This window comes from Acidobacteriota bacterium, assembly GCA_026393675.1.
Classification (GTDB): domain Bacteria; phylum Acidobacteriota; class Vicinamibacteria; order Vicinamibacterales; family JAKQTR01; genus JBAXOX01.
On sequence record JAPKZQ010000010.1, the window covers coordinates 1 to 25,075 of the forward strand.

General features: G+C 64.2%; 23 protein-coding genes. 11 read left to right on the forward strand and 12 right to left on the reverse strand.

Annotation, left to right across the window (positions count from 1 at the left end; genetic code table 11):
* The 9 genes from NT151_03670 to NT151_03710 form a co-directional block, all read left to right on the forward strand.
* The coding region (locus NT151_03670; GenBank protein ID MCX6538021.1) for a type II toxin-antitoxin system VapC family toxin at positions 1 to 294 on the forward strand (294 nt) is incomplete at its 5' end.
* Between the two features lie 108 nt (positions 295 to 402).
* On the forward strand, positions 403 to 801 hold the full coding sequence (locus tag NT151_03675; protein ID MCX6538022.1) for a hypothetical protein: 399 nt from the start codon (positions 403 to 405) through the stop codon (positions 799 to 801).
* A 793-nt stretch (positions 802 to 1,594) separates the two neighbouring features.
* Positions 1,595 to 2,026 (forward strand): hypothetical protein, encoded by a 432-nt coding sequence (locus NT151_03680; GenBank protein ID MCX6538023.1) that lies wholly within the window; start codon positions 1,595 to 1,597, stop codon positions 2,024 to 2,026.
* Between the two features lie 130 nt (positions 2,027 to 2,156).
* A complete protein-coding gene (locus NT151_03685) occupies positions 2,157 to 2,513 on the forward strand; it encodes a cupin domain-containing protein (GenBank protein ID MCX6538024.1) in 357 nt (118 codons plus the stop codon).
* A 157-nt stretch (positions 2,514 to 2,670) separates the two neighbouring features.
* Positions 2,671 to 2,868: a type II toxin-antitoxin system HicB family antitoxin gene (locus tag NT151_03690; GenBank protein ID MCX6538025.1), complete on the forward strand. Its 198-nt coding sequence runs from the start codon at positions 2,671 to 2,673 to the stop codon at positions 2,866 to 2,868.
* Between the two features lie 6 nt (positions 2,869 to 2,874).
* Positions 2,875 to 3,087 (forward strand): type II toxin-antitoxin system HicA family toxin, encoded by a 213-nt coding sequence (locus NT151_03695; GenBank protein MCX6538026.1) that lies wholly within the window; start codon positions 2,875 to 2,877, stop codon positions 3,085 to 3,087.
* Positions 3,088 to 3,221: 134 nt separating this feature from the next.
* Complete coding sequence (locus NT151_03700; protein MCX6538027.1) at positions 3,222 to 3,449, forward strand: DUF433 domain-containing protein; 228 nt, start codon at positions 3,222 to 3,224, stop codon at positions 3,447 to 3,449.
* A gap of 4 nt (positions 3,450 to 3,453) precedes the next feature.
* Positions 3,454 to 3,786, forward strand: coding sequence for a DUF5615 family PIN-like protein (locus tag NT151_03705; protein ID MCX6538028.1), 333 nt, complete (start codon positions 3,454 to 3,456; stop codon positions 3,784 to 3,786).
* Between the two features lie 214 nt (positions 3,787 to 4,000).
* Positions 4,001 to 4,468: a hypothetical protein gene (locus NT151_03710; GenBank protein MCX6538029.1), complete on the forward strand. Its 468-nt coding sequence runs from the start codon at positions 4,001 to 4,003 to the stop codon at positions 4,466 to 4,468.
* A 135-nt stretch (positions 4,469 to 4,603) separates the two neighbouring features.
* On the opposite strand, the gene NT151_03715 is transcribed toward NT151_03710, so the two are convergent.
* From NT151_03715 to NT151_03745, 7 genes are all read right to left on the reverse strand, one after another.
* A complete protein-coding gene (locus NT151_03715) occupies positions 4,604 to 5,008 on the reverse strand; it encodes a type II toxin-antitoxin system death-on-curing family toxin (protein ID MCX6538030.1) in 405 nt (134 codons plus the stop codon).
* A gap of 3 nt (positions 5,009 to 5,011) precedes the next feature.
* Entirely contained in the window at positions 5,012 to 5,239 is a 228-nt protein-coding gene (locus tag NT151_03720) for an AbrB/MazE/SpoVT family DNA-binding domain-containing protein (GenBank protein ID MCX6538031.1), read from the reverse strand.
* 116 nt (positions 5,240 to 5,355) lie between these two features.
* Complete coding sequence (locus tag NT151_03725) at positions 5,356 to 6,156, reverse strand: hypothetical protein (GenBank protein ID MCX6538032.1); 801 nt, start codon at positions 6,154 to 6,156, stop codon at positions 5,356 to 5,358.
* Positions 6,157 to 6,222: 66 nt separating this feature from the next.
* Positions 6,223 to 7,401, reverse strand: a complete 1,179-nt coding sequence (locus tag NT151_03730) for an aldo/keto reductase (protein ID MCX6538033.1) — start codon at positions 7,399 to 7,401, stop codon at positions 6,223 to 6,225.
* An 8-nt stretch (positions 7,402 to 7,409) separates the two neighbouring features.
* On the reverse strand, positions 7,410 to 8,258 hold the full coding sequence (locus NT151_03735; protein MCX6538034.1) for a hypothetical protein: 849 nt from the start codon (positions 8,256 to 8,258) through the stop codon (positions 7,410 to 7,412).
* A 294-nt stretch (positions 8,259 to 8,552) separates the two neighbouring features.
* Positions 8,553 to 10,394, reverse strand: coding sequence for a M14 family metallopeptidase (locus NT151_03740; protein ID MCX6538035.1), 1,842 nt, complete (start codon positions 10,392 to 10,394; stop codon positions 8,553 to 8,555).
* Between the two features lie 27 nt (positions 10,395 to 10,421).
* Positions 10,422 to 12,356 (reverse strand): M14 family metallopeptidase, encoded by a 1,935-nt coding sequence (locus NT151_03745; GenBank protein MCX6538036.1) that lies wholly within the window; start codon positions 12,354 to 12,356, stop codon positions 10,422 to 10,424.
* 555 nt (positions 12,357 to 12,911) lie between these two features.
* On the opposite strand from NT151_03745, the gene NT151_03750 reads away from it, so the two are divergent.
* Positions 12,912 to 14,042, forward strand: coding sequence for a DNA methyltransferase (locus tag NT151_03750; protein ID MCX6538037.1), 1,131 nt, complete (start codon positions 12,912 to 12,914; stop codon positions 14,040 to 14,042).
* Here the strand turns inward: NT151_03750 and NT151_03755 are convergent.
* From NT151_03755 to NT151_03765, 3 genes are all read right to left on the reverse strand, one after another.
* Positions 13,978 to 14,691: a hypothetical protein gene (locus NT151_03755; GenBank protein ID MCX6538038.1), complete on the reverse strand. Its 714-nt coding sequence runs from the start codon at positions 14,689 to 14,691 to the stop codon at positions 13,978 to 13,980. The two genes, NT151_03750 and NT151_03755, sit on opposite strands and share 65 nt — an antisense overlap.
* A gap of 96 nt (positions 14,692 to 14,787) precedes the next feature.
* Positions 14,788 to 19,851 carry an excinuclease ABC subunit UvrA gene (gene uvrA / locus NT151_03760; protein MCX6538039.1) on the reverse strand — a complete coding sequence of 1,688 codons (5,064 nt, stop codon included), beginning with the start codon at positions 19,849 to 19,851 and terminating at the stop codon, positions 14,788 to 14,790.
* Positions 19,852 to 19,854: 3 nt separating this feature from the next.
* Positions 19,855 to 20,367, reverse strand: coding sequence for a phosphoglycerate mutase family protein (locus NT151_03765; GenBank protein ID MCX6538040.1), 513 nt, complete (start codon positions 20,365 to 20,367; stop codon positions 19,855 to 19,857).
* A gap of 187 nt (positions 20,368 to 20,554) precedes the next feature.
* Between NT151_03765 and NT151_03770 the strand changes: the two genes are divergently transcribed.
* Positions 20,555 to 22,312 (forward strand): serine hydrolase, encoded by a 1,758-nt coding sequence (locus tag NT151_03770; GenBank protein ID MCX6538041.1) that lies wholly within the window; start codon positions 20,555 to 20,557, stop codon positions 22,310 to 22,312.
* A gap of 52 nt (positions 22,313 to 22,364) precedes the next feature.
* On the opposite strand, the gene NT151_03775 is transcribed toward NT151_03770, so the two are convergent.
* Positions 22,365 to 23,558, reverse strand: coding sequence for a serine hydrolase (locus NT151_03775; protein ID MCX6538042.1), 1,194 nt, complete (start codon positions 23,556 to 23,558; stop codon positions 22,365 to 22,367).
* Between the two features lie 69 nt (positions 23,559 to 23,627).
* Positions 23,628 to 24,941: a hypothetical protein gene (locus NT151_03780; protein ID MCX6538043.1), complete on the reverse strand. Its 1,314-nt coding sequence runs from the start codon at positions 24,939 to 24,941 to the stop codon at positions 23,628 to 23,630.
* Positions 24,942 to 25,075 lie beyond the last annotated feature (134 nt).

A 25,075-nucleotide genomic window follows, 5' to 3' on the forward strand; every position in this document is an offset into this window, starting at 1 on the left:
ATCAGTTCGATCACGTTGGCGGAGTTGCGCTTCGGTGCGGACGCGAAAGGGTCGCGCAAACTGCACGGCCTCATCGACACGTTCGTGCTGTCGGTCGCGGTGCTGCCGTTCGATCGGGCGGCCGCTGACCGGTTCGGACCGGTCGCCAATGCCCTGGCGAGGCGCGGTGAGCCTATCGGCACGTTTGACACGCTCATCGCGGCCCATGCGTTGTCGCTCGGCCTGACCTTAGTCACCAACAACGCCAAGCACTTCCAGCGAGTCGCGGGGCTCAAGACGGCGAACTGGGTCTGAATGCGGAGGAAGCCGCCGAACAACGCGCTGCGCCCGTCGGCCGCCGCTCCTGCCGCTGTGCGGCCGCGGGTGAGCGCGAAACGTTGGGCAGACGGAATCGAGGAACATATGGGGCAACAGATCGGGCTCGGGTCGGTGGTTGGCATCGTCGTCGCGCTGATGTGTTGGCGAGGTAATCAGTCGGCAAACGTGGTGTCGACCTTCCCCGATGCGCTGACTCTTGTCGTGCTGGTCGTCCTGCTCAGCGTGGCGGTTCGCTTCGACCTAAGTCGCCGGCAGGCGCAGCGGAGGTCGGCTTCCTTGCGGGCGGGACTGACGGTTGGAGCGGCCGCCGGCCTAGTATTCGGAGGGGCGGTCGCTGTACTCGGGGTAATTCGCTTCAGCAACCCGACGATTGGCCTCTTGGCGTTCGGGTTTCTCACCGCGTTCGGCTCCGCGCTTGCGTGCGGGGTAGTTGCGGCGGTGCCTCGGTCGGCATCACCGCATACGCGAGTGGCAGAACGCTAGGGTCACAGCAACAAGAACGGGGAACTGATGACGACGCCGTCCACGTCGACCGCTCGCTAGACGCCCAGTCTCCCCATGTGGCCTGTCGCGTGCCACGCTGGTTGCGTGATAGGAGCAATCATCGCAGCCTCACTGGGCGTGAGAATCTCGTTGCCCACCTGGCTCATTTTCATTGCCGGTTGTGCGGGGATCGCCAGTAACTTCTTGCCGCCAACGCGATCCCGCGAGAAACACTACCTCGTCCTTGCTTTCGTGTTGATTTCGATCGTGGCGGTCGTCGGCTCGGTTCTCACGCGCACGTGAAGTTCGGGCCCTTCCGAATCGCTGCGCAAGGGCTCAATGGCGTCATGCAGTTCGGTGCAGAATCTGGCTGCCTCGGGCCTGGATCGAGCTGCCCAACACGCGGCTGCAGCCGACGGCGGCCAGTGCGATCATGGGCCGCCGCGGCTGAAAACTGGCGTTCGGCGGACACGACTCCGACTGGGACCCGATCCTTTGGTACCAACCTGGCACAGCGATGCCGTCCGCGCGCCGTTGCCTTCCCGACTTGACTGTTGTATGGTGAGTGTATGGCACAATTGACATCGACAACGATTCGTCTTGGCGAGGAGGATGTACGCGCCTTGAAGCGTGCGCGGGCCGCAGGGCTCTCTGCATCTGAGCTCGTCCGGAAGGGCCTCCGCGTGGTGGCTGCGCGCTACTACCCAGGCCGGCGTCCTCCGTCGACGCGTCTGTTTGAATGCACGGACACGAAGCTGGGGGATGAGTCCGAGTTGTTCCGAGGTTTGGAAGATTGACGGCGCCCATCATCACTGACACCGGCGGGCTGCTTCGGGCGCTGGCCCGCAACAGCGAGGGCGGTCCGAGCTTCCCAGACTACGAAACCGTGTTGACCTCCGCGAGCCTCGTCATCGTCCCGGGGCTCGTCCTGGCGGAAGTGGATTACTTTCTGCGAGAGGACCGGGCCGCCATGCGGAAGCTGGTCGCGGAGGTATTCGACGGGCGGACGCGTTACGAGTACGAACTCCCCCTGGCGTCCGACATCGTTCGAGCGCTTGAGTTCGATGCGAAGTTCAAGGACCTCCGCATGGGGCTGGTTGACGGCACCGTGGCGGCTGTTGCTGAGCGGCGGCAGATCTATCGGGTGTTGACGACGGATCGGCGCGATTTCGGCGCGATCCGAATCGGCCCACGGTTCACTCGGGCTCTGGCACTGCTCCCGTGAACCTCTCGGTCCAAAGAACCGCCGAACAAGCGCTTGCAGCGGACGGCGCCAGGCATGATCATGAGGCGCCGCCGCTGAAGCGCGGCCGTTCGGCGAACATGAAGGGGCGATCTGGAGCGGTGGCTGTGCGATGGACAAGGTGAACCTGGCGGAGAAGCTGAGCCTGTTCGGCGACTTCTGGAGTCCCAAGGCCGTCGGAGTGGTCAACAACTTCCAGGTCAAGCTGGTCAAGCTCAAGGGCGAGTTCGTCTGGCACTCGCACGAGGTGGAGGACGAGCTATTCCTGACTCTCAGCGGCACACTGCGCATGCAGTTCCGAGACCGAGAGGTTCTCGTCGAGCCTGGGGAGTTCATCATCGTCCCCCACCAGACGGATCATCGTCCTGTTGCAGACGACGAGGTACACGTCCTTCTGCTTGAGCCGAAGTCGACGGTGAATACTGGCACGACTGGTGGCGAGCGGACGCGCGAGGTGGAGTGGATCTAGGCACCACTGCCCCATGGAACGAGGCCCGGTGTCGCCGAACAACCAGATGCAGCGGACGAGGCCCTGCTGTAGCAGAATGGCGCCGTGGCCTCTCCGCTGATCTGGGGCGTTAGCTGGACTGGCGTAACGGCGAAGGCTGAGTCAGAATGGTGGCGCCATGAAATACAAAGTCGCACTGAGGAAATCAAAGGAAGGCTACAGCGTTTCGTGTCCCGGCCTTCCGGGTTGCTGGTCGCAGGGCAAGACCGAGCGAGAGGCACTCGAGAACATCCAATCCGCCATTCGGGAGTACCTTGAAGCGGTCGTAATAATATCAAGACACTCCAAGATTCGGGAAGTGGAAGTAGCGGTGTAGACGGTCGTGCCAAAGCTACCCGGTGTCAATCATCTTCGAGCGGTTCGAGCTTTCGAGAAAAGCGGTTTCACGATTGCCACTCAGGGCAAACACATCGTGATGACTGACGGCACTCGAATCATCACGATACCTCGCAATAATCCAGTCAACGAATACACGATGGGCGGCATTGTTCGAGACGCCGGCCTGACAATCGAACAGTTCAAAAAGTTGCTCTGAATCAACGGACCAGCTAACACGGCTTGCAGCCGACGACGGCCGGTGGAATCATGAGCCGCTCGCGGCTCAGCGCGAACGTTGGGCCGTCCAGAATTCATCTTCCTCAGCCGCTCGGGGTGCCGTAGACTCTAGCCATGAACCTCCTTGATCGCATCAGCGTGAATCCCGCCGTCAGGTTCGGGAAGCCCTGCGTGCGAGGGACCCGGATCACGGTGGGTGACGTTCTCGGGTACCTGGCCGGGGGTATGACGGAGGACCAACTCCTATCCGAGTTCCCGCAGTTAACGCAGGAAGACATTCGGGCGTGCTTGGCCTACGCGGCCGAGCGGGAACGTCGAACCCTCGGGATTCCTGCGGCCTGACGTCATGCACCTGCTGTTCGACGAACAACTCTCCGAGCAACTCTGCCGCCAGCTGCAGGACATCTTTCCCGAATCGGTGCACGTCAGACAATTGGGTGCCGGGGGCGCGTCGGACACTGTGGTCTGGGAACTCGCGCGCGAGCAGGGATGCGTCCTGGTCACGAAGGACGACGACTTCCATCGTCTCAGCGTGCTTCGCGGGGCTCCACCTCTGGTGGTGTGGTTACGCCTTGGCAACTGCACAACGGAAGACGTTGCGCGTCTGTTTCGCGAGCATCGAACGGATATCGAGGCCTTTGGCGCACAGGACGAGGCGACGATTCTGGCGCTGGGGTAGCAACCGAAAAGAGCGGCCCAACAAGCGGCTGCACCCGACGGTGGCCGCGGGGCTCGGAGAGGGTAGGTAGATTCGCCGTGAGCGGACGCCGCGGCTGAGCGCCAGGCCGTTGGGCGGCAATGAAGGCAGTGCTTGTATGAACAGCCAAGATGCGTGGGGAGGGGCGCGAGCGAGGTTGCTACCCGCTTCAGTAGCGGGATGGTCCGCGTACTTGGTGTTTGATTTCCTGGTACACGCGGTGTTCTTGGCTCAGTGGTGGCGGGCGACGGAGAGCTACTGGTTACCACCCTCTGAGCTGTTTCGCCGGATCCCATTTGGGTACGCGTCGTTTGCGATCTACTGCGCCGTGTTGGCGTGGTTGCTGAGACGACTCTATGGCGACCGCCTGAATCTGTCGCGCGGTCTGCGATTCGGCGCGATCGCCGGGCTTGTGTCCGGGCTCGGTTCTGTACTGGGGACCTACTCGGCCTTTCACATGCCGCCTTCCGCTCTGGTGGTGTGGCCGGCATCGATCCTACTGGAATCGACCATTGCGGGCGGCGTTATGTCTTGGGTTCTGGTTGCCGGGCGCCCGTGGAGGCGCGTTGGGGTGGTCATTGGGGCAGCAGCGGTACTGTTCATTGTGGGCGTTGTCGTCCAGAACATATTCTTCCCGACGCCCGCAGATCACGTATTTCAATGAGGCGGGGTCTGACGCCGAACCCGCACGTGCACCCGACGGTCCGCTCCGCATTCGGTGCTGTGCCCAACTCGGTGCGCCGAGGTGCTCCGTGGCCTGCGGGTGACGCGCAACGTTCGGCTGTCCGCTCGAAGGCTGCTACTTCATCGGGACTATTCGGGGGCGAAGCCAGGCGGCAACCTCCGGCTCCGTGAGTCGGCCGGCAGCAAGATCGAGCATGGTGGTCAGAACATCATCCTCGTCGGCGTCAATGTCTTGACCGTTGATCACCAAGAACGTCAGCATGGCCACGAGCGCGACGCGTTTGTTCCCGTCGTTGTACGGGTGGTTTCGGGCGAGGCCGAATGCGTAGGCGGCACCGAGCGCCGCCAGATCGGTCGTTGGCTTGTAGAGCCACTTGTGGTGAGGGCGAGCCAGAGCCGACTCAAGACCGTTTTCGTCGCGAAGTCCGAGAAGACCGCCGTGTTCGCGCATCTGGTCGGTATGGATAGCATCGACGACCACGCGCGTCAGCCACGTGGGCTCGGTCGGGCGCGATACCATGGTCTACTTGGCCAACTGCCGGAGAACGTTGCGGTACTTCTTTGCGACTCGGGCCGCGGCCTCGAGAGCCCGTTCGGTGGCTGGGTCGTACGGCGTGAGCAACACGCCTCGGTCGGTCTCGATTGCCAGGACGGAATCGCCAGGCTCCAGATGCAGCCGGTCGGCCATGTCCTTCGGCAGGGTGGCACTGACCGAGCCCCCGACCTGACGCAGTGTGACGGCCTTGGTCATGAAGCTAATGTAGCATAATAGTGCTACTTACTTACGTCGAAGCACGGCGGCCCACCACGCGGCTACACCTCACGGCGGCCGCCGGGCGTCGGGCCGAAGCGCCGCAACTGGAAATTTCAGTGTTTCGCGACCGCTGGTTTGTCCTCGGTGAACACCCACGCTTCAATGGGCATGTTGTAGGTGACGCTCGTGTAGACAAACGGCGTCTGGGTCTCGCCCTGGCGGGTTTTCGTGATTTCCAGGATCCGCGTGGGCCACACCACACCGCCAAACGTCTTGAAGTCTGAGAACACGCGCGAGCCGGCAGGCGTCGTCTCTTTCAAGAAGTGCGACGTCTCTTTGTCGATGTAGAGTTCGTGAACCTCTTTGCCGATGGTGACGGCCACGACAAACGCTCGCCGTGTCACCGGAGCGGGTGTGGAACCCGCCTCACCTGCCGGCGTCCACGTGACGTCGGCATCGGGCTTCACCTCTGGCGTCCCAGGCTGGTGAGCGTAGAACGCGATGCCGGAACAGTGTTCCATCCAGCGCTGCATCCGCGCGACGTCGTAGTCGGCCACGACGAGATTGCGCCGAACCCAGGCCACGCCGTCGTGCAGGAAGTACTCGTAGAACAGGCGCCCGCGATCGGCGGTCATGTCCTGGTCGACGCGGATTCGGCCCGGTGCCTGGGCCCGCAGCAGAAACGCGGCGTTGTACGTGATGCCGTCCTGCATCCGCACTGTCCCCTTGATGGTGAGCGTCTGCCACTTGACGAGCTTGTCGCCGCCGTGCGCCGCCACCGACTTCGCAAGAATGTCCGCAGCGCCTGGCGTCGTCTGCGGGGCAACGGCTAAGGCTGTCGGGCTTACACCGCGGGCTGCCAAGCCAGTCGCCACGAACATCGCGGCCAAGGTTACGATCGTCCGTTTCATCATGACTGGCTCCCAAGGATAACAACTCCCGGACTGGTGGTCGCCGCCGATCTCGGCGTTCGAAGATGTCTACGCAAACCGCAACTGGCGATCCGCCTCGGCCAGCCGATCACGTACGCGAAGACCGTACGGACAAGCCTTCTCACAGGGCGCCGAACACCCCGCGCAGGCGGACGGCCGCGCCGCCGCCGGCACCATGCCGTAGCGCTGCATCGCGAACTTCTGATCGCCGTAGTTCTCGAAGTACATCTTGTAGCGGAGGATGTCGGCCACCGGGACGCTCCGGGGACACGCGTCGTGGCAGGCCCCACATCCGGGACGGCAGTAGCGCGAACCGACTGCCGCCGAGACGATGTCCAGGTACTTCTGGTCCTGGGCACGGAGCGACGTCGTGCCGGAGACCGCCAGGTACTCGGTGACCTGGTCGTAGGTGGGCATCCGCACCACCAGCGTATCGAACAGATCCGACGCCAGCACCCACTTGAGACAGGCCTGGCGGGCGTTGGTCTGCTGATTCTGCAGCGCACGAATGTTCAGGCCCGACTGAATGACGGTCATCGTCTTCATCGCGATGGTGCCGACGCCCTTGGCACGCGCCTTCTTGAGCAGCGGCTCAATCCCTTTCGTCAGGAAGTTGGCCCCGATCAGGATGACGTCGAACCGGTTGTTGTCGAGCCCCCATCCGATCTCCTCGACCATGCGGACACCGTGGCTGGACGCCCCGGTGAACCTGATCTTCTTCAACCGTTTGGCCTCGTCCCACGCCTCGTAGATCGCCGGATTCTGGATCCGCTCGAGGCCGCCATAGCGGGGATGGCCGATCGAGTGGATCATCATGCAATCGATGTACGTGGTGTTCAGCTTCTTGAGCGAGACATCGAGGGCGTCGAGCAGTTCCCCTTTCGTGACCGTCGCCGTCACCAGCGGCGGATCCCACTTGTCGAGGACAAAGACCTTGTCGCGCCATTTCGGGAGTGCCTTGCCGACAATCTCCTCGTGTCCGCCATACTGGGCTCCGGTATCGATGAGATTGATGCCGCACTCAAAGGCGTGATTGATCACGCCCGGATCCTGCTGGCCCGACCCGGCGGAGATGTCGCCGACTTTCCATCCCGTTTTGCCCAATGTCCTGAATCGGCGAACGGCGGGACCCTTCACCTGTTGGGCCTCTGCTGCCTCGTGGCCAACCGGGAGAGCGGCGGCCGCGGCCACCGCCGTGGACGCGCGGAAGAAATCGCGCCTGCTCAAACGCCTCATCACAAGCCTGCCTTTCGGGGCTGAACGGGGGGGAATCGCGCGAGGCCGCCGCAGATGTCCGTCAATAGCACACGGGCCGCACGCTCGTCCTGACTTCCAAGCGAGATGGCGAGCCACGCTCCGGACCGGGCGGCGATGATGAGGCCGTAGAACCGGTCGCGGGCGAGCAAGCTGCCATCACATGGTGTCTGTGCTGAGGTGACCGGCTTGCCGCTTTGCCCAAGGAACGCCTGGTACTTGCCGAGCGCGGCGCGCGCACCCTCCGCATCCTTGAACGGCACGATGACCAATGTCGACGGCTCCGCGCCAGCCTGATACTTCGCCTCGAAGCCGTTACTGAATCCGGCCTGGCCAAGAATGTTGGTCGGGACGTAGCGAATGGAACCGGCGACGAGGCCTTGGGTTGGAAAGAGCGTGAGTTGCGGCGGTGACGCGCCGGGGCCGCCAAGCCCGCCCGCGATCGTCGCGCCGAGCGCCACTGACGCGTCTTTCGACGATTTGTTCGGTGGGGTGGAGACCAGCTTCACGTAGTAATTGGCCACCCAGAACCGCATTGAATCGGTGCCCGCCTGTCCTTCCACACCAACCCGAACGGGCGTGGCTTTTGGATTGATCTCCTGGGCGTAGATCCCAAACGCGCCAACCGGTTCATCCATCCGGTAGATGTCGACCGTTGCTGTCGCGCCCGCCGCGTTCGAGTACTTCGCCGCGACGACTTCCTGGAAGCCGTACGACAAGTACTGGTCCGCACCACCGTCGATGTACTCCCAGAGGTCGTCTGGTCCGTACCGCTGCGGCGCAGCGGTTCTGGTCCATTCGCCGGCCTTCTCAGGCAGCAATCGCAGCATTGGCGAGGTCGGTCCGCCCGTTGCTGCCGTGGCCTGAGATGCAGCGGGCGCCGCCGCAGACGCAGTCGGTGCGCCGGCAGGTAATGATGCTGGTGTGGACGAACCACCCCCGCACGCGTTCGCTGCCAGAATGGCCAGCGCCGCGATTGGTACCCGCAAGACAAACCGCATTTCTCCACTCCTCTCGCGACGACCGATTTCCTAACCCGTTCTTGCGACCTTGGCACGCCGTAGCCATGGGCGAGGGCGGCGCCGCGCGTGGCGCGCCGCCCCGATTCCGCACTGCCTCGGCGCCTACTGCAACACGATGGTCTTCTGCACCGTGCCGCCCTTGACGCTGTCGTACTTCACCGAGAGGCTGCCCGTACCCTTGACGAAATACTGGATGGTCTTCGTCGTCCGGCCCGGGTGGCCGCTGCGGACGATAATCCGCTTCAGATCCTTCTGATCGATCATCTGCGCGACCGCAGGCCGCCATTTCGTCGGTAGCCAGCTCGCGGAGACAACCTCGACGCCTTTCCCATCAACGGTGAGCAGGTCCGGGCGCACCACGTTGTTGGCCGCCGCCTTCGCCATGATGGTCGGGGCAGTGCCGTCATTCTGAATATCGAGCCACACCTTGAACACGCCATCGGCGAGCTTCTCCACCTTGGCGTCGCCCATCTTCATCTGGGGCAATTCCTCCGCCTGGTAGAGCGTGAACGCCATGTTGCGGTGGCACAACTCTTCGTTCATGAATCGCGGTGGCACGCGGCCGAACGTCTTCTTCATGACGCCGCCGATCTCGACCTTGCCGAACTGTGGGTGGTTGAACTCCTTCCAGTCCATTAGTTCGTCGCCAAACTCGAGATAGTCGTTGAAGAAATTGTTGGCGACGCGCGGGGCAATCGGGCTGTTGGGATCCTTCTGCTGTTCCTTCAGGTCCGGGCTGGTGAAGTACTGGCCGTTGTTCCAGAGCTCGTTCGAGAAGGAGAGGATGCCCAGCGTGTCGTTGCTCCAGTCGGTCGTGCCGCCGTGCACGGTGTAGAGACCGCTCCAGATCACGAGGTAGCGGTAGAAGGGCAGCATACGCTCACCCATCCGCCCGATGTCGTCATAAGCGCGGACATCCGACGCCGGATACTCACCGGTCTGTTCGGCGCCGGGGCTGCGCAGAATCATGCCGCCGTTGTTATGGTAGGTCTGCAGCCCGGCCACGTTCGGATGGGCCAGCAGGAAATCGTTCACGGCTTTCGCTTCGGGCAGCTCGAACGGGTAGTCCATCGCGCCGCTCTGAATGTAGTTCGGCTGCCAGTCGGCCGGGAAATTGCGATTCGGATCGTAGCTGCCGGGGCCATCTTCGCCCACGCGGCCGTCACCGTCGTGGTCGATGCCTTCCTGGCCGAGCAGGATGTAGTCGCCCTTTTCGCCCGGGCCCACCGGCTCCATCATCCGCGGATCGGTGGCGCTCTTCCTATGCGTGCCCTCACCAGGAACGTACTTGCGGATCTGCTCGATGACGCCGTTCCCGTTCAGATCCTCGGGGCCGTCCTCATCGAACTGATAATCGTTGTCATCGTCGACCGGCCTGTGGCCTGAGCGCGCGTTGCCGCCGGGGCCGTGCATGAAGTAGTCGCGGCCGTCCGGGTTGACGGTCGGCACGATGTAGAACACCCGCTCATTGACGAGCTTGGTGATCTTGTCGATCTTGCCGTAGTTCTCCATCAGGTACCAGATCGTGTAGATGCAGATCTCTCCGCCCTGGATCTCGTTCCCGTGGATGTTGGCCTCGATGTACATCGCCGGCTTCGACGTGTCCGGACCGGTGTCGGGATTGTTGACGATCATGGCGGCCAGATCGCGTCCGTCGTAGCTTTTGCCGAGCGTGATGTACTTCAGAAACTTTGGATACGCCTTTTCAAGCGTTTGCAGGTCGGCCTGGAGTTCCGCGACGTCATGCCAGCGGTTGAAGTCGAGCTTCACCTTGTAGGCGCGCTCGGAGGTCGGGTTGTCCGCCCACGTCCTGGGCGCCTGGGTGGCCGCCGTGGGTTTGGGCGTCTGGGCCGGCTTGGCCTGACCCGAGACGCCTGATGAGGTGCAGACCGCCACTGCTACCAGCAGACCAGCGGTCGCGATGAGCTTCACATGCGTATTCACGTCTCTTCTCCTGAGAGTGGCTGGTGTCTACTGGAGGGTGATGGTGGCGGTGTCGGTACCGCTTTTCTGCGACACGACTTTCAATGTGACGGCTTGTGCCGGCTTGCCCTTGATGACCCATTCGTAGGACTGGCGGGTGCCCGATCCCGCCAGGGCGTTGAGGTGGTTCGTCTTCTCATTGCCCGTGATGATCGATTCGGGGGGGACGCCAAGCTGGACCATGATGGGCTTGACCGATCGGGCCACGACGCCCTGCGCCATCGCCGTCGGCAGATAGCCCGTGTTCTCCACGTCGGCCCGGATACGGTAGATCCCGCCACCAAGCGCGGTGGCTTCGGCCTTCGCAATCTTCACCTTCGGAAAGATCGACGTGAGATAGAGGACGAACTTCGCGTGGCTCGCCCCAAGATCCGCGATCTTCGCGACCGGCGGGTTGGTGGTGGCGTACGGCTTGAAGCCTCCGATTTCCACTTCACCAAGCGTCGGGTGTTTGAAGGGCGTCCATTTGACGAACCCGTCGATCTTCTCGCCGTCCATCCACTGGAGCAGACGCAGGTCGATCCCTTCGGCAAAGTCGGCTTCGCTGCCGCCGCCGCCGGACATCGCTCCGCCTCCGCCAGCACCACCGCGGCCGCGGCCGGCACCTGCTCCCGCTCCGGCCGTCATGCCAGCCGGCGGAGTGCCCCCGCGTCCCGTGTCACCGCCCGGCGCTCCCGCGCCAGCCGGCCGACCCGCTCCCGGCAATCCCCATCCCGGCGTCGAAAACGACGGGACGCCGTACTGGTAGTAGCCGTATTCGTAGAAGGCGCCGGCCGGTGCGCGCGTGTAGCCCGTACTGCGCAGACCGGTGAACTCGCGGTACTTGCTGACGATGGCATTGATGTACTCGGCATCGGCAGGATTCACCGTCGTGGCCGCCACCGCGCCGCCGCGCCCGCCGCCTCGACCCGCTGCTGCGGCCTGTTGTCCGCCACGGCCGCCGGGCCCGCCCTCGTCGCCGCCCGCGGACATGCCGCCGCCGCCACCGCGCCCGCCGCGCCCGAATCCGCCCGAGATCTCCGGGAAGATGCCGACTCGACGCGAATCCGCCACGCTGCGCTCGGCGAAGTCGAGCAGATTGATCGGGTTGGCCGCCCCGGCGCGCGTGGAGATCAGATTGTCGTTCTCGCCAAAGGTGAGCATCGCCGCAATGTTGCGGTGCTTGATTACGTAGTCGAGCATCGCGCGCGTTTCGGATTCGCTCACCATGTACCGGCCCGCGTCGGTCTGAAAGTACGGGTACTGGTGCATGAAGTTACGATTGATGTCGGTGCCGCCAGGGCCGTCTTCGGCAATGAAGCCGTCACGGTCCTTGTCGGTGCCTTCCCAGTAGATCGCGTACCCGCCGGTTTCCCCCTTGGCCGGATCCGCGCGTTTCATCAGCCGCGCATCGTCGGGATGAATCATGTAGGGACCCTTCGGGTCCTTCACGCGCATCACGGTGATGAAACCATCCTTGTTGAGATCCTCAGGACCGTCCTCGTCGATGCGGCCATCATTGTCAGCGTCGAACTTCGTGCCGTTGGTTCGGCGGCCGGTCTTGACCGGCGCGAACATCAACTCGGCGCCATCGGGATTGACGCGCGGCACGATGTAGAAGACGTGGTTGTCGAGTCGCTGTTTGACCGCGGCATCACTGGCGTACGACGTGAGCAGGTAGTCGGCCAGGTAGACGGCCAGCTCGCTGCCGATCACGTGATCGCCTTCGAAGTTGGCCGCGATGAGCAGCCCCGGTCGTTGGTCGACGGGCGTGCCCGACGCGTTGGCGATCTCGATCGCCCAGATGTCGCGTCCTTCGGCCGACTTGCCAATCGACACGAGCGTGGCCAGATTCGGATGCGCCGTGACCGCCGCCTTCAGCGCCGCCGAGAGTTCCGCATAGGTGTGGTACTTCGTGGTGTCGGCCGCTCCGGTCGGGGCCACGGCCAGCCATCCGATGATGGCCGCCAGCGCTGCCGCGCGAGCTAAGTGCCCCGATTCCGAAGTCCGCCGACGGATTCCGGGCGGGGCATCCCGCCTGCCACCCCAACGCGGGTGCCGCGTTGGGGGCCCCGGCCTCGCTGCGTTGCTCCTTCCTCGAATATTCCCGATATTCTCGGTCGTCGCGCCTTGCGATCCGGGCGCCGCGCTCCGGACTATCGTCGCCGTATTTCGGAACCGGGGCACTAAGGCTCGACCGACACGTCCTGCTGTGATCCGCACTGCGTCCTCCTGATGTGATTCCTTCAGATCGGGGGCAGAACCCTGCGCCGTCAGAGCATGAGAGAGCGGGGTGCTGCAGGCAGAACCGGGGCGCGGCAAGCGGGGGGACTTGCCCTGGCACACCAGAAGCCCCAGTGTTCGAGAGAGGCTATCACAGGTGACGCCGCCGCGGTCTGGATTCCGGCGGAAGCCGGGATGACGTGGCGAGCGTGTTCTAAGGCGAATCGAGTGCCGTGCGCACACCTGCGGACGATGTTAGGATTGGCAGAGCCAAACATGACGCCCAAAGACGTGTCGTCTCACATCGCCCAGGATCTCGAGGCGTTTCTTCCGACGGAGATCGGCCGGCTGGAGAACGACAAGACCGGTATTCCCAGGATAGCCCGAGATCCCAAACTCACCAGGCTGATCCACGCTAGGTTGCGTGATATTCCCACTCACCACGCTTTGTACTGTCACGATTCGCGGTTCTTGGACTTCTTGCCCGATGAGAGCGTTCATCTCGTCGTCACGTCACCACCATACTGGACCCTCAAGGAATACCGCGATAGCGAGGGTCAACTCGGCCACGTCGAAGACTACGAGGAGTTTCTCGTAGAACTAGGCAAGGTCTGGCGACACTGTTTCCGAGTACTCGTGCCTGGTGGGCGTCTCATCGTCGTCGTTGGCGATGTCTGTCTCTCCCGCAAGAATAATGGCGGACGCCACATGGTCGTCCCCTTGCACGCTTCCATCCAGGAACAGTGTAGGGCGATTGGTTTTGACAATCTGGCGCCGATTATCTGGCACAAGATCTCGAATGCAGCTTATGAAGTCGAGGGTGGGGGAGGGTTCCTCGGCAAGCCCTACGAGCCGAATGCCGTCATCAAGAACGACATCGAATTCATCTTGATGCAACGCAAGGCTGGTGGATACAGAACGCCATCACTCGCCGCACGGATCCTGAGCGTGATCTCGGCAGAAGACCATCGCGTGTGGTTCCAGCAGATCTGGTCCGGACTCACAGGCGCGTCAACCAAGGACCACCCGGCCCCCTATCCAGTCGAGCTCGCAGAACGCCTCATTCGGATGTTCAGTTTCGTCGGGGATACGGTCCTGGATCCATTTGGAGGCACAGGTTCGACAACGCTGGCGGCATCAAGATTTGGACGAAACAGCGTTTCAGTTGAGTTGGACACGGAGTATTTCAAGCTCCTGAAGAGCCGACTCGCAGAAGCGCAGAGCAACTTTTTCTCGCGCGCATGCTTCAGTTTTCATCCAGCGAGTGCCTCTGAGTCCGCCAGAAATGATCCCGGTCAAAGCAGGAAACAGAAAGAGACGGCGAGACCTGCAGGGCCGCGCCCTAGTACCGGCGCGCCGGCAGTGTCGAGAAGCGTTCGTCGTAGAAGCGGCATATCCGAGCGATGAATGTGGCGTAGTGATCTTTGTCGCCGGGTTGTGGCGCAGGCGGGTCGGTCCAGAGCTTGACTGTCGTGACGTTATCGCACTCGATCACGACGGAAGCGTAGGCATCGAATCCGACCTTGCCGACCTCATCTCGGATCGGCAATCCCCTCAGGTGTAAGAGCATCCCAGCGGCAGCTTCAGGCTGCTTGTGATCAGAGACGAATATTCCCTGACCTACTTGTTGGCGCAATGGAGAAACGAAGGTCCCGGCGATATTGACCACGGTGATTCCAGCAGCGATGGCATCGGGGCGACCCTGATGAACGATTTCGTGAGATGAGCTTAGCTCGTCGTACACACGAGGCTTGGATTTGCCGTGCTCTGTCATCACGGTTTTGGCCTCACACGCAATCAAGACATCCGCGATGGCCCCTTGACGAATCAACGCCCCACCGGCCGGCGGAAGCGGATCTTTGGCGGTCCCGATCGCAAGATCAAGCGTCTTGGTCTTGCCCGATGACGGCCACGTGAACCTGCAGTTGATCTCGTAGCACAGGATTCCGAGTGCCGCGTGCTTGCGCAGGGTTGGAGAGCTGTCGAGCAGGTCCTTGAGGATTTCGTCGCAGAGCGCAATTGAATGGGCGTCGCTTCTGGAGTGGTAGCGGTACACGCGACCGGTCTTTCGGTCTTTGTGTTGGTGGTCGTTCATCCACCGTGTGAAGCGCGCCGGTCCCTGCACTCTTCATGTCTCGGTTCGAAGGTGCCACTACTGTAGACAACCCCACGAAGACACCGTTCGCAACGCCCGTCCTGTGTGAGACGACGCACAGGCCGCGACGGCGAAGGGCGGGCCCGCGATCACCAGGCGGCCGCCATCCGCGCCACCTTCGGGGCCGAGGTCGATCACCCAGTCGGCGTGGCGGATCACATCCAGATTGTGCTCCACGACGACGAGCGAGTGTCCAGCCGCGACGAGACCATCGAAAACCTCAAGCAGGCGTCCGACATCATCGGCGTGTAACCCCTTCGTCGGTTCATCGAAGAGATAGAGCGTCGGCTGGTCAGCCCGTCCGATGAGCGCAGAGGCCAGCACGAGACGCTGACCCTCACCCCCGGAAAGTGTCCGTGTTGGCTGGCCCAGGCGGATGTAGCCGAGGCCGACGTCGTGAAGCGCAGCGAGCGGTGTCGCGATGGTCCTGCGCCCGGAGAAAAACACGCGGGCCTCATCTATGGTCATGTCGAGGACGTCAGCGATCGAGACGCCGTCTATCCTGCAGGCGAGCACCTGTGCGCCGTATCGCTTTCCGCTGCACTCGTCGCACGTCATCCAGACGTCTGGCAGAAAGTCCATGCTGATGCGTACCTGGCCGAGGCCTTCGCACGCCTCACAACGTCCGCCCTTGCCCGACGTGGAGAAGTCCGCTTTGCGAAGTCCATGGGTCCTGGCTTCGTCGGTGTCCGCGAACACCGCGCGGATCGGATCGAACACTCCGAGATGGGTCGCCGGCGTACTCCACGGCGACGACACGGCGTTCGCGCTTTCAATATCGATCATTCGCGCGACGGGGGAGTGGATGACGAGGGCCCCGCAGTTCACGGGAGCGGGCGTGTCGTCCGGGCCCGCCGAGATCGCGCGGCCGACCGACGGCGCCAGCACATCGAATACCAGCGACGACTTGCCGCTGCCCGATACGCCGGTGATCGCGACAAGACCGCCGGTCGGGATCTCGATGTCGAGGTCGCGCAGGTTATGCGCACGGGCTCCGCGAATCGTGATGCCGGGCTGCAGCGCTCGGGACGGCGAGGTCGAGGCGCGCGTCGCCGCCGCCGTTCGCCGGAGGTGCGCGCCCGTTCGGGATGCCGGGTGCCGTGTGATGTCGGCCGGCGTGCCCAGCGCGACGATGGTCCCGCCGTCCTTGCCCGCGGCAGGCCCAATCTCGATGACGTGATCGGCTGCCGCGATGACATCGAGATCGTGTTCGACAACGATGACCGTGTTGCCCGCATCCCTGAGCGCGCGCAGCAGCGCGAGCAGCCGGTTGGTGTCTCTGGGGTGAAGGCCCACCGTGGGCTCATCGAGGACATAGGTGATGCCGGTCAGTCCGGACCGCAACTCGGCGGCGAGCCGGACACGCTGGGCTTCGCCACCCGAGAGCGTCGAGGCCGGGCGATTGAGTGCAAGATAGCCCAGGCCCGCGTCCCGCAGGCTCTCGAGACGCTGCAGCACGTCCTCGCGTAGACCGGCAGTGAGTTGTCGGGTCCGGCTGTCGAGTTCTACCGCGCCGGCATCGATGGCGTGGAAGAAAGCGAGCGTGTCATCCACGGTCTTGATCAGCAATTCGTGGATGTTCACGCCGGCAAAGCGCACCGCGAGGGCTTCCGGCTTCAACCGGCCTCCGTGGCACGCGGTGCACGGCGCTGGCATCATGAGCGGCTCGATCGCCTCGCCACGCCGATCGCCGTGTTTACGCTCGTATTCCTGGCGCACCAGCTCAAGCAGACCTGGCCAGGTGGTGCGGAAGTGATGCGAGCCTTCCCGCGCGCCACGCTTGTATTTCCACTCGACATCGAATTCGCGGTCGCCGGTGCCGCCAAGCGCCACCTCGCGGCCCTGGGACTCGAGTGCGCCCCAGGGCGCGGAGTAGTCGATGCCAAGCGCGGCACCAACCGAGGCCAGGATGGCCATGTGCTGACCGTGGGGATCGCCATAGAAGCGCCCCGGCTTGTGGCCGCTCATGGCGCCGCCGGCAAGGCTCCGCGTCTCGTCCGTGATGAGCCTGGCGGGGTCGGTTGCGATACGCTGGCCGAGGCCGTGACATGCGGGACAGGCGCCTGCTTCGGAGTTGGGCGAGAACATGGCGGATGTCAGCGTCTGCGTGCCGGTGTAACCGCAGGATCCGCATGTTCCGCCGTTCAACCGGGTATGGCACCCCGGACAGTGCCGCACTCCGGCCCGCGAATAGATCAACCGGTAGTGATCGTGAATCTCGGTCAGTGTGCCGACGGTCGAACGTGGGTTCCGGGACGGCGCTTGCTGGCTGATGGCAATAGTCGGCGTCAGGCCGGACACGCTGTCGAAGTCCGCATCGTTCGCGCGCTGCACGAACCGGCGCGCGTACGTGGAGAAACTGTCAGCGAAGCGCTGCTGGCCCTCGGCAAAGATCGTGTCGAAGGCCAGCGACGACTTGCCGCTGCCCGACACGCCTGTGATGACGGTGATCCGGTTGGCGGGGATCTCGACGTCGAGATGACGCAGGTTGTGCGTGCAGACGTTGGCGAAGCGGATGGGCTCGGGCGACCCGCGACGCTCTCCATCATTGCTTCGACCGCGCTCGGGCTCAGCGGTCAGACCCGGGGTCCCGCCGCGAAGCGCCTCCCGGAGCGCCTCACCCGTAAACGACCCGGGCGTCCCGGCAATCTGCTCCGGCGTGCCCGTCGCCACCACCCGCCCGCCGTGCGAGCCGCTCTCCGGCCCGAGATCGACCACGTGATCCGCCACCTTGATCACATCGAGATGGTGCTCGATCGCAATCACCGTGTTGCCTCTGCTGACCAGGCCATCGATAGCCTTCAGCAGCAGCGCCACGTCGGCTGCATGCAACCCGGTGGTCGGCTCATCGAGTACGTACAGTGTGCGTCCCGTGCCGGGGCGCGAAAGCTCCGAGGCAAGTTTCACGCGCTGGGCCTCGCCGCCGGACAGTTGCGTGGCCGGGTGGCCAATCGGCAAGTACCCGAGGCCGAGCATCCGCATCGTGTCGAGCGCACGCGCGATCAGCGGTTGGTCCGCAAAGAATCCGCACGCCTCCGCGACCGGCATCTCGAGGACGTCGTGGATGTTCCTGCCCAGGTACCTGATGTCGAGCGTCTCATCGTTGAACCGCCGTCCGCCGCAACGCTCGCACGTGACGGCCACCGACCCGAGAAACTGCATCCCGACCTCGGTCACGCCCGCGCCCTCGCAGGTGTCGCAGCGGCCCCCCTTCACGTTGAACGAAAACCGCCCCTTCTCGAAGCCGCGTTCGACGGCCGCCGGCTGCGAGGCGAACAGGTCGCGCACGCGATCGAACAGGCCCGTGTAGGTGGCTGGGTTCGATCGCGGCGTGCGCCCGATCGGCGCCTGATCGATGTCGATGATCTTGTCGATGGGTTCGGGCGTCTCGACGGTGGCGTCGCCGCCACGTTGTCCGGACAGCAGTCGGCGCGTTTCATCGATGAGCGTAGACTTGCCCGCTCCCGAGACGCCGGTGACGACGTTGAACGCGCCGAGCAGGAAGATGGCGGAGACGTGGTCGAGGTTGTGCTTCGACAGCCCGCGCACGGTCAGCTCGCCCCGGCCCGTGCGCCTGCGCTCCGGTATCGCAATACGCTCATGTCCCGTGAGGAAGGCGCGCGTGCGGCTGTCCGGCAGGCGGGCGCCGCCCATGCCGTCGCTTGCCAGGAAGCGATCGAGCGGGCCGCTGAAGAGGATCTCGCCTCCCTCCGCACCGGCTCCAGGGCCGACATCAACGATCCAATCGGCCTGCCGCACCACCTGGTCGTCGTGTTCGACGACGAGCACCGTATTGCCTTCGTCACGAATGGTCCGAAGCAGGTCGAGCACCCGCCCGGTGTCGCGGTGGTGGAGGCCCACCGACGGCTCGTCAAGCACATAGAGCACGCCGCGCAGGCCGATGCCCGCGGCCCTGGCGAGCCGAATCCGGTGCGCCTCGCCGCTCGAGAGCGTGGTCGATTCGCGATCAATTGTGAGGTAACCGAGGCCCAGGCGCTGGAGTACCGCGCATCGGTCCGCTACCTGTTTCTTGATCGCGTCGAATTGGGGCCTGGCCCCAAGTTCCATGCCACCGTCCTGCTCGAACCACGTACGAACCCCGTCGATGGAGAGCGCGGCGGCTCCCGCGATGGTCATGCCGCGAACCGTCACGGCGAGCGCCTCGGGGCGGAGTCGCGTGCCGCCGCAGGCCCGGCAGGGGAGCGACCGCACGAAACGCAGAATGTTGTCATTGCGCTTCTGCCTGAGGATCTGTTCCATCACGGGCAGGATGCCCTTGTAGATCCCTTCCTCGCGAGGCTTCGCGGTGATCCCCGTCCACTTCATGCGCGAGGCGAGCGGGTGCTTGCCGTACGGGATGCGGATCCGATCCGAGCCGTTCAGGATGATGTCGCGTTGCCCGGGTGTGAGCGCGTTCCACGGCAGATCGACGGTGAACCCGTGCGCGCGGCACACCTGGTCGAGGACATCAATGGTAACCTGCGAGTAGATCAAGTAGCCGGTCGGCGTGGTGATCCGCAGCGCGCCCCCACGAACGGTCTTTGCGGGATCGGCGACGAGCAGGTCCGGGTCGAGCCGATCTTCGACGCCAAGTCCCTTGCACACGGGGCAGGCGCCGTACGGGGAGTTGAACGAGAACAACTGCCGCTCAATCTTCGGGACACCGGCCCCCAGCGGAGATGTGCCGAGCCTCGCCCACAGAAGTCTCAGCAGGTCGTACAGTTCGGTCATCGTGCCGACCGTGGAGCGCGGGTTGCGTACCACAGTGGACTGATCGACCGCCACGGCGGGCGAGAGCCCGTCGATGTGTCGCACCGAGGGCCGTGACAGCTTGCCCAGAAACTGCCGGGCGTAGGACGAGAAGGTCTCGAGGTAGCGCCTCCGACCCTCGGCGCAGATCGTGTCGAAGGCGAGCGAGGACTTGCCGGAGCCGGACACGCCGGTCACCACCGCGAGGCAATGCCGCGGGATGTCGACGTCGACCTGCTTCAGGTTGTGCTCGCTGGCACCCCTGACGGCGATCACCGGCGCCGCCGACGCTTCGCGCGTATCGTTGGCCACAGCTCAGTAGCGCAGCCGCAGCACGATTGGCGCGACCCTTGCGCGTGGCAGCACGATGAAGAGATTGTCGTATTCGTCGGGCGCGATGGTCACCTGTTCGGCCGAGCCCAGCGCCCTCAGGATCTTCGGGACTGTATCGCTGTGGCCCACGACCAGCACGCGGGCGTGCGAGCCAAGCGCCCGCAGTCTGGCGACGAGATCTGGCGTCCGTGCCGCGGGTATCGGCTGCAGCGGGAGGCCCAGGAGATCGGCCAGCGGTTTGGCCGTTTCAGCGGTGCGCGCGAACTGCGTCACGAAGATCGCGGTGATGCGGGCGTCGCCCAGTTGCGCGGCCAGCTTGGCCGCCCGGGCGTGGCCATCGGGCGAGAGCGGAGAATCGTTGGAGTTGTCGAGCCGCTCGGCGTGTCGCACGACGAACACCGCCTCTTGGGCTGAGGCCGTTATCGCCCACGGTCCAGCCGTGATCCCGATGGCACCCACGAGCAGGGCGATGAGCCACTGGCCCGGATTCCGCATACTTCCTCCCTTTCATGGAGACGGGTTCAGACCCTGCGTGGGCGGCCCGTCTTCCGGTCGCCAGAGCGGGTGCTGAAACCGTCTGTCACGACGGCCGACGATACAGTCACTGCCCCCACCGAACTCTGGAAGGTCCGTCGGCGTCTTAAGTGCAATAGTAGCTGGAACTGGAACCCGGGAGAGGCCCATGCGCGTTGCCGCCCGTATCGCCGTTGTCCTCACCATCATCGCCATCGCGTCGAGCACGCCAGTGGCGGGTGCCGACGATCGGCCCGTCGTCAACGGCGATGTCGGCAAGCGGCTCGACGAGTACCTGACCCGGATCGAGCAGTTTGGCTTTTCCGGTGGCGCGCTCGCCGTGCGCGGCAAGGACGTGCTGCTGATGAAGTCGTACGGCCTGTCCGACCGGGCGCAGAAGACGCCGCTCGCCACCGACAGCGTGTACAGCCTGGGCTCCATTACCAAGCAGTTCACGGCCGCTGCCATCCTGACACTGGAGATGCAGGGGAAGCTCTCGGTCAGCGACCTGGCCAGCAAGTACCTGGACGGCGTGCCTGCCGACAAGGCGTCCATCACCCTGCATCATCTGCTGACGCATTCATCGGGTCTCGAATCGGATTTCAGCCCGACCGACTACGAGCCCGTCGGGCGCGAGGAGTACGTGCGGCGCGCGCTGCAGTCGAAGCTCCTGTTCAAACCGGGCAATGGCTATGAGTACTCGAACGCCGGCTACAGCCTGCTCGCCGCGATCGTGGAGAAGGTGTCCAGCCAATCCTACGAGGCCTATCTCATCGAGCACGTGCTCAAACCGGCGGGGATGCTCGAGACCGGCTACAAGGCTCCGGCGTGGGCAAAGTCGCGCATCGCGCACGGGTACCGCGACGGCCAAGATTGGGGGACCATCGCCCAGCGCATCGAGGCACCCGACGCCCCCTACTGGATGTTGCGCGGCAATGGCGCGTTGCACACGACGCTGGCCGACATGCTCGCCTGGCACCGCGCGCTTGACAGCGATGCCGTGCTATCCAGGGAGGCGCGCGCCAAGTACTTCAAGCCGTACGTCGCCGAGGGGCCCGCCGCACGCTCGTTCTATGCTTACGGCTGGGTCGTGAGTAAGACGCCGCGCGGGACCACGGTCGTTCAGCACAACGGAGGCAACGGGATCTACGTGACGGAGTTCATGAGATTCCCCGAGGAAGACGCAATGCTCTTCCTGACGTCAACCAACGCGGAGATGAAGGCGAGCCCCGTGGTGCAGATCCTCGAGCGGATCCTTTTTGGTGGAGCAGTATCGATGCCCCCGGCGGTCGTCAACATGGCGCCGGAGAGGCTCGCGCCGCTGACCGGCCGTTGGGTGTTGCCGAAAGGCGGCGCGATCACTATTGCCGCCGATGGCAACGCACTTGCCGTGCGCGTGGGTGATCTGGAAGCCATGTCGGCGCTCGCCCCACCGCCGGCGGGACAGGCCGAACGGTTTGCCCAGCTGACGGTTCGGACGGCCGACATCTCGTCACGTTCCTTCAAGGGAGACGTGACGGGCCTGCACGAGGCCATGGGCGGCGACATGCCGCTCGAAGAAGTCAAGACGCAGGAAGCCGGGATGATGCGTGATCGTGAGGGACGGCTCGGGCGCTTCGTGAAGTCGAGTGTGCTGGCGACGGTTCCACGAGAGGGCGACACCGTCCAGACGATTGTGCGGCTCGAGTTCGAGAAGGCATCGGTCTTCAACATCTACGTCTGGGGCCCGCGTCGACTCCTGGCCATCCGCGGCACGCCACAACTTCCCGCGTTGCGCTACCTGCCGGTGTCGGACCGGACCTTTGCCGCCTACTCGCTCGAGATGGGCGGTGCCGAGCAGCGTTTCTCGTTTAAGACGGCCGGTGGCGAGACCGTGCTCGTGCTGCCGACGCCGGCTGGGCCCGTGACGGCCCGCAAGGGGAAGTAGACCGGCTCGCGAAAATGAGACTGACATGAGAAAAGGGGCCAGGCCCCATTGCTCACTGCGGCGCGCCAGAAAGGCACAAGCGTGCCAGTCGGATCGGGAGTTCGACCATCTCGCCGGATCGCGATCCAATGCCCCACGTGTTGGCGAGCACCGCCACGACGAGATCATCGTCCGGAAACACGTAGAGCGCAGCCTGCAAACCCGCATTCGACCCCGTGATGTGCAGTTCGCGTGGCTTGGTGCCTGAGGGGCTGACGAACCACCCGAAACTCATCGGGGATTCCACACCCTGGACAACTGGCCGCTGCTGGAGGAGTTCGACCGAGGCTCGGGACAGCAGCCCCGGCGTCAGGATGGCGCGGCCGAAGCGCACGAGGTCTTCAGCCGTGGAAGACATGTTCCCGCCGGCGATGTTGTGGCTGTAGTCCCAATCGGGCACTCGGGCCAGCGTGGGCAACTCCGCGCCGCTCTCGGGGTCGTAGAAGGAGTAGCGTCGCGCCATGCCCGGATTGGGCCGCCGGACATCGTCGAATCCCGTGTTGCGAAGGTCGAGCCTCTCGAGGATTGCCGACTGCACGAATCGCTGGAATGGCATGCCCTGCGCGGCCTGAATGGCGGCAGCGATGAGGTTATACCCGTAGCTCGAGTAGCTGTATTTCGATGCGGGCGGCGCGAGCAGTGGGTCGTTCTGGAAAAGCGGCAGGATCTCGGCCACATTGTTGAAATGCCTGGCGTAGAGCGTGGCGTTCCGCTCATCGCCCCAGTGCCGGATGCCCGCGAGGTGAGCGGCAAGGAGCCTCAGCGTGATGGCACCGTCATTCTTCACTGGAAAGCCCGGCACGTAGCGCTGGATCGGCGCATCGAGATCGATCCGTCCCCGCTCGACCGCCTTGAGAAGCGCGATGCCCGTGAAGGCTTTCGTGATGCTCGCGATGCCGAATCGCGTCTGCGACGTGACCGGCCGGCGCGCCTCAGCGTCCGCGAACCCGAGCGACCACGTCGCGACCAGTTGTCCCCGCAGCAGGACGGTGGCCGACAGGCCCACATTCCGTTGCCGATCGTGCACGTCGCGCACGATCGTATCGAGCGCGGCGGACGTGGCCACGCAGCCGCGCCGCGTCTGTCCGCTCGACGAGTGAGCCGTTTGCTGTGCTCCCGGGACGCTCATGACGAGCCCGATCGCGCACGTCAGCAGCAAGCGCCAACCGCTCCACCGCCGCACCCCGGAAATTAAGGTCAGACCCATTTTCTCATCCCAGTCTCAAGACGGAAACTCGTTTCATTCGGCACGGTGTGGCCACTAGAAGAAGTCTAGTCAGGCGCGAGCCGACGTACTTGCCGGGATCAGCAGGAACGTGTTGGCGGCCAGGCGGCCGAGCATGACGGCAATGGCGGCGGCGAGGGCGCCGACGAGGTTAAACGTCCCCACGCACATGAAGAGCGCCGTCGCCAGGCAGCCAGCTTCGATGGCGGTGGCGAGCGTCACCAGGCGCGTCTTCCGCGCGACAATCAGACGCGCGCGCTGGAACGAGAGAAGGTACTCGAGCGCTGGCAGCAGCACTAGGACGCGCGCAGGCCCGATCGCGAACGCACGCAGATCGGGCTGCAATCCCGCCACCACCCGGAACCAGAGGTCGGCGATCGGCGTGAAGACGATGACGCCGAGCGCAAGGGTGGAAGTAGCAGCCAGCAGTCCGGCCACGCGCCGTACCTCGGGGACGTGATCGTGACGTGTCCCGATCAATGCCACGGCGACTTCCTGGTACCCGATGCCGCCGCTTCTGAAGAGAAACACGAATGCGCTGACGACCGGCCAGACCGCGAGCGACTCGATGGGGGAGCGGCTGTGGCCGAGGAAGAACGTGACCAGCGGCAGTGTAATGAGCGAGATGACGGAGGTCAGCGCGAGGGGATAATAGAACCGGCCAATCTCGCGCAGCGACAGGGCTGACCCCGACGGCGCCTCGGCCGCCGCAAGGAGTTGAGCCACCACGTGCCGCGCCATCCATCGGCTCGCGGCCGCTTCCGCCATCACGCCAGCCGACAGCGCGATGGCACCGATCGCCGCGCCCGGCAGCCCGGTGGTCAACGCCAGACCCGCGGCCGTCATCGACATGGACGTCAACCGGATCACCGTGCCATAGGCCACGCGCCGCGTCATGTGGTGACGCACGAGAATGCCCTGGTAGAAGCGGCGATAGCCAATCGCCGCGGGCCAGGGAATCAACAGTGCGGTCGCGATGTGCGCGAGGCGCGCAACCTCGGGCGGCAGGCCGATCAGTCGACCGGTCAGGAATGCAAACACAGGAGGGATGACGCCGACCACCAGCACCGCGGTCACGCCCGCGTTCAACAGGTACGTGAATCGCCGAAGCGCGAGAAACGACTGGCGGCCGCCGACGAGCGCATTCGAGGCCGTCAGCAGCATCATGATCGGCGATTCGGCAAGCCACCCCAGCGCGAACGCGACGCCGTATGCCGCCAGGTTGTACGCGGCATCGGGCATCCGCGCGATGATGGCGGCGATGTAGGGTCCCTCGATCGCCATCATGAGCCATGTGGCCGCCAGCGGAAGCCAGAAGGCGAGGATGAACCTGGCGCGGAGTGGACGATCCTGGGTGATATTCACAGGGGTATGATCTTGATGATGAAACTGAGATGAGAACCAGGGCCAGGCCCCATTGCTGCATCATTATGAATGAACAGGTCGCGTTCGTGAACCACCGGAAGCTCGTAGAGCCCAGCCGCGCCGCTGGACTGCGG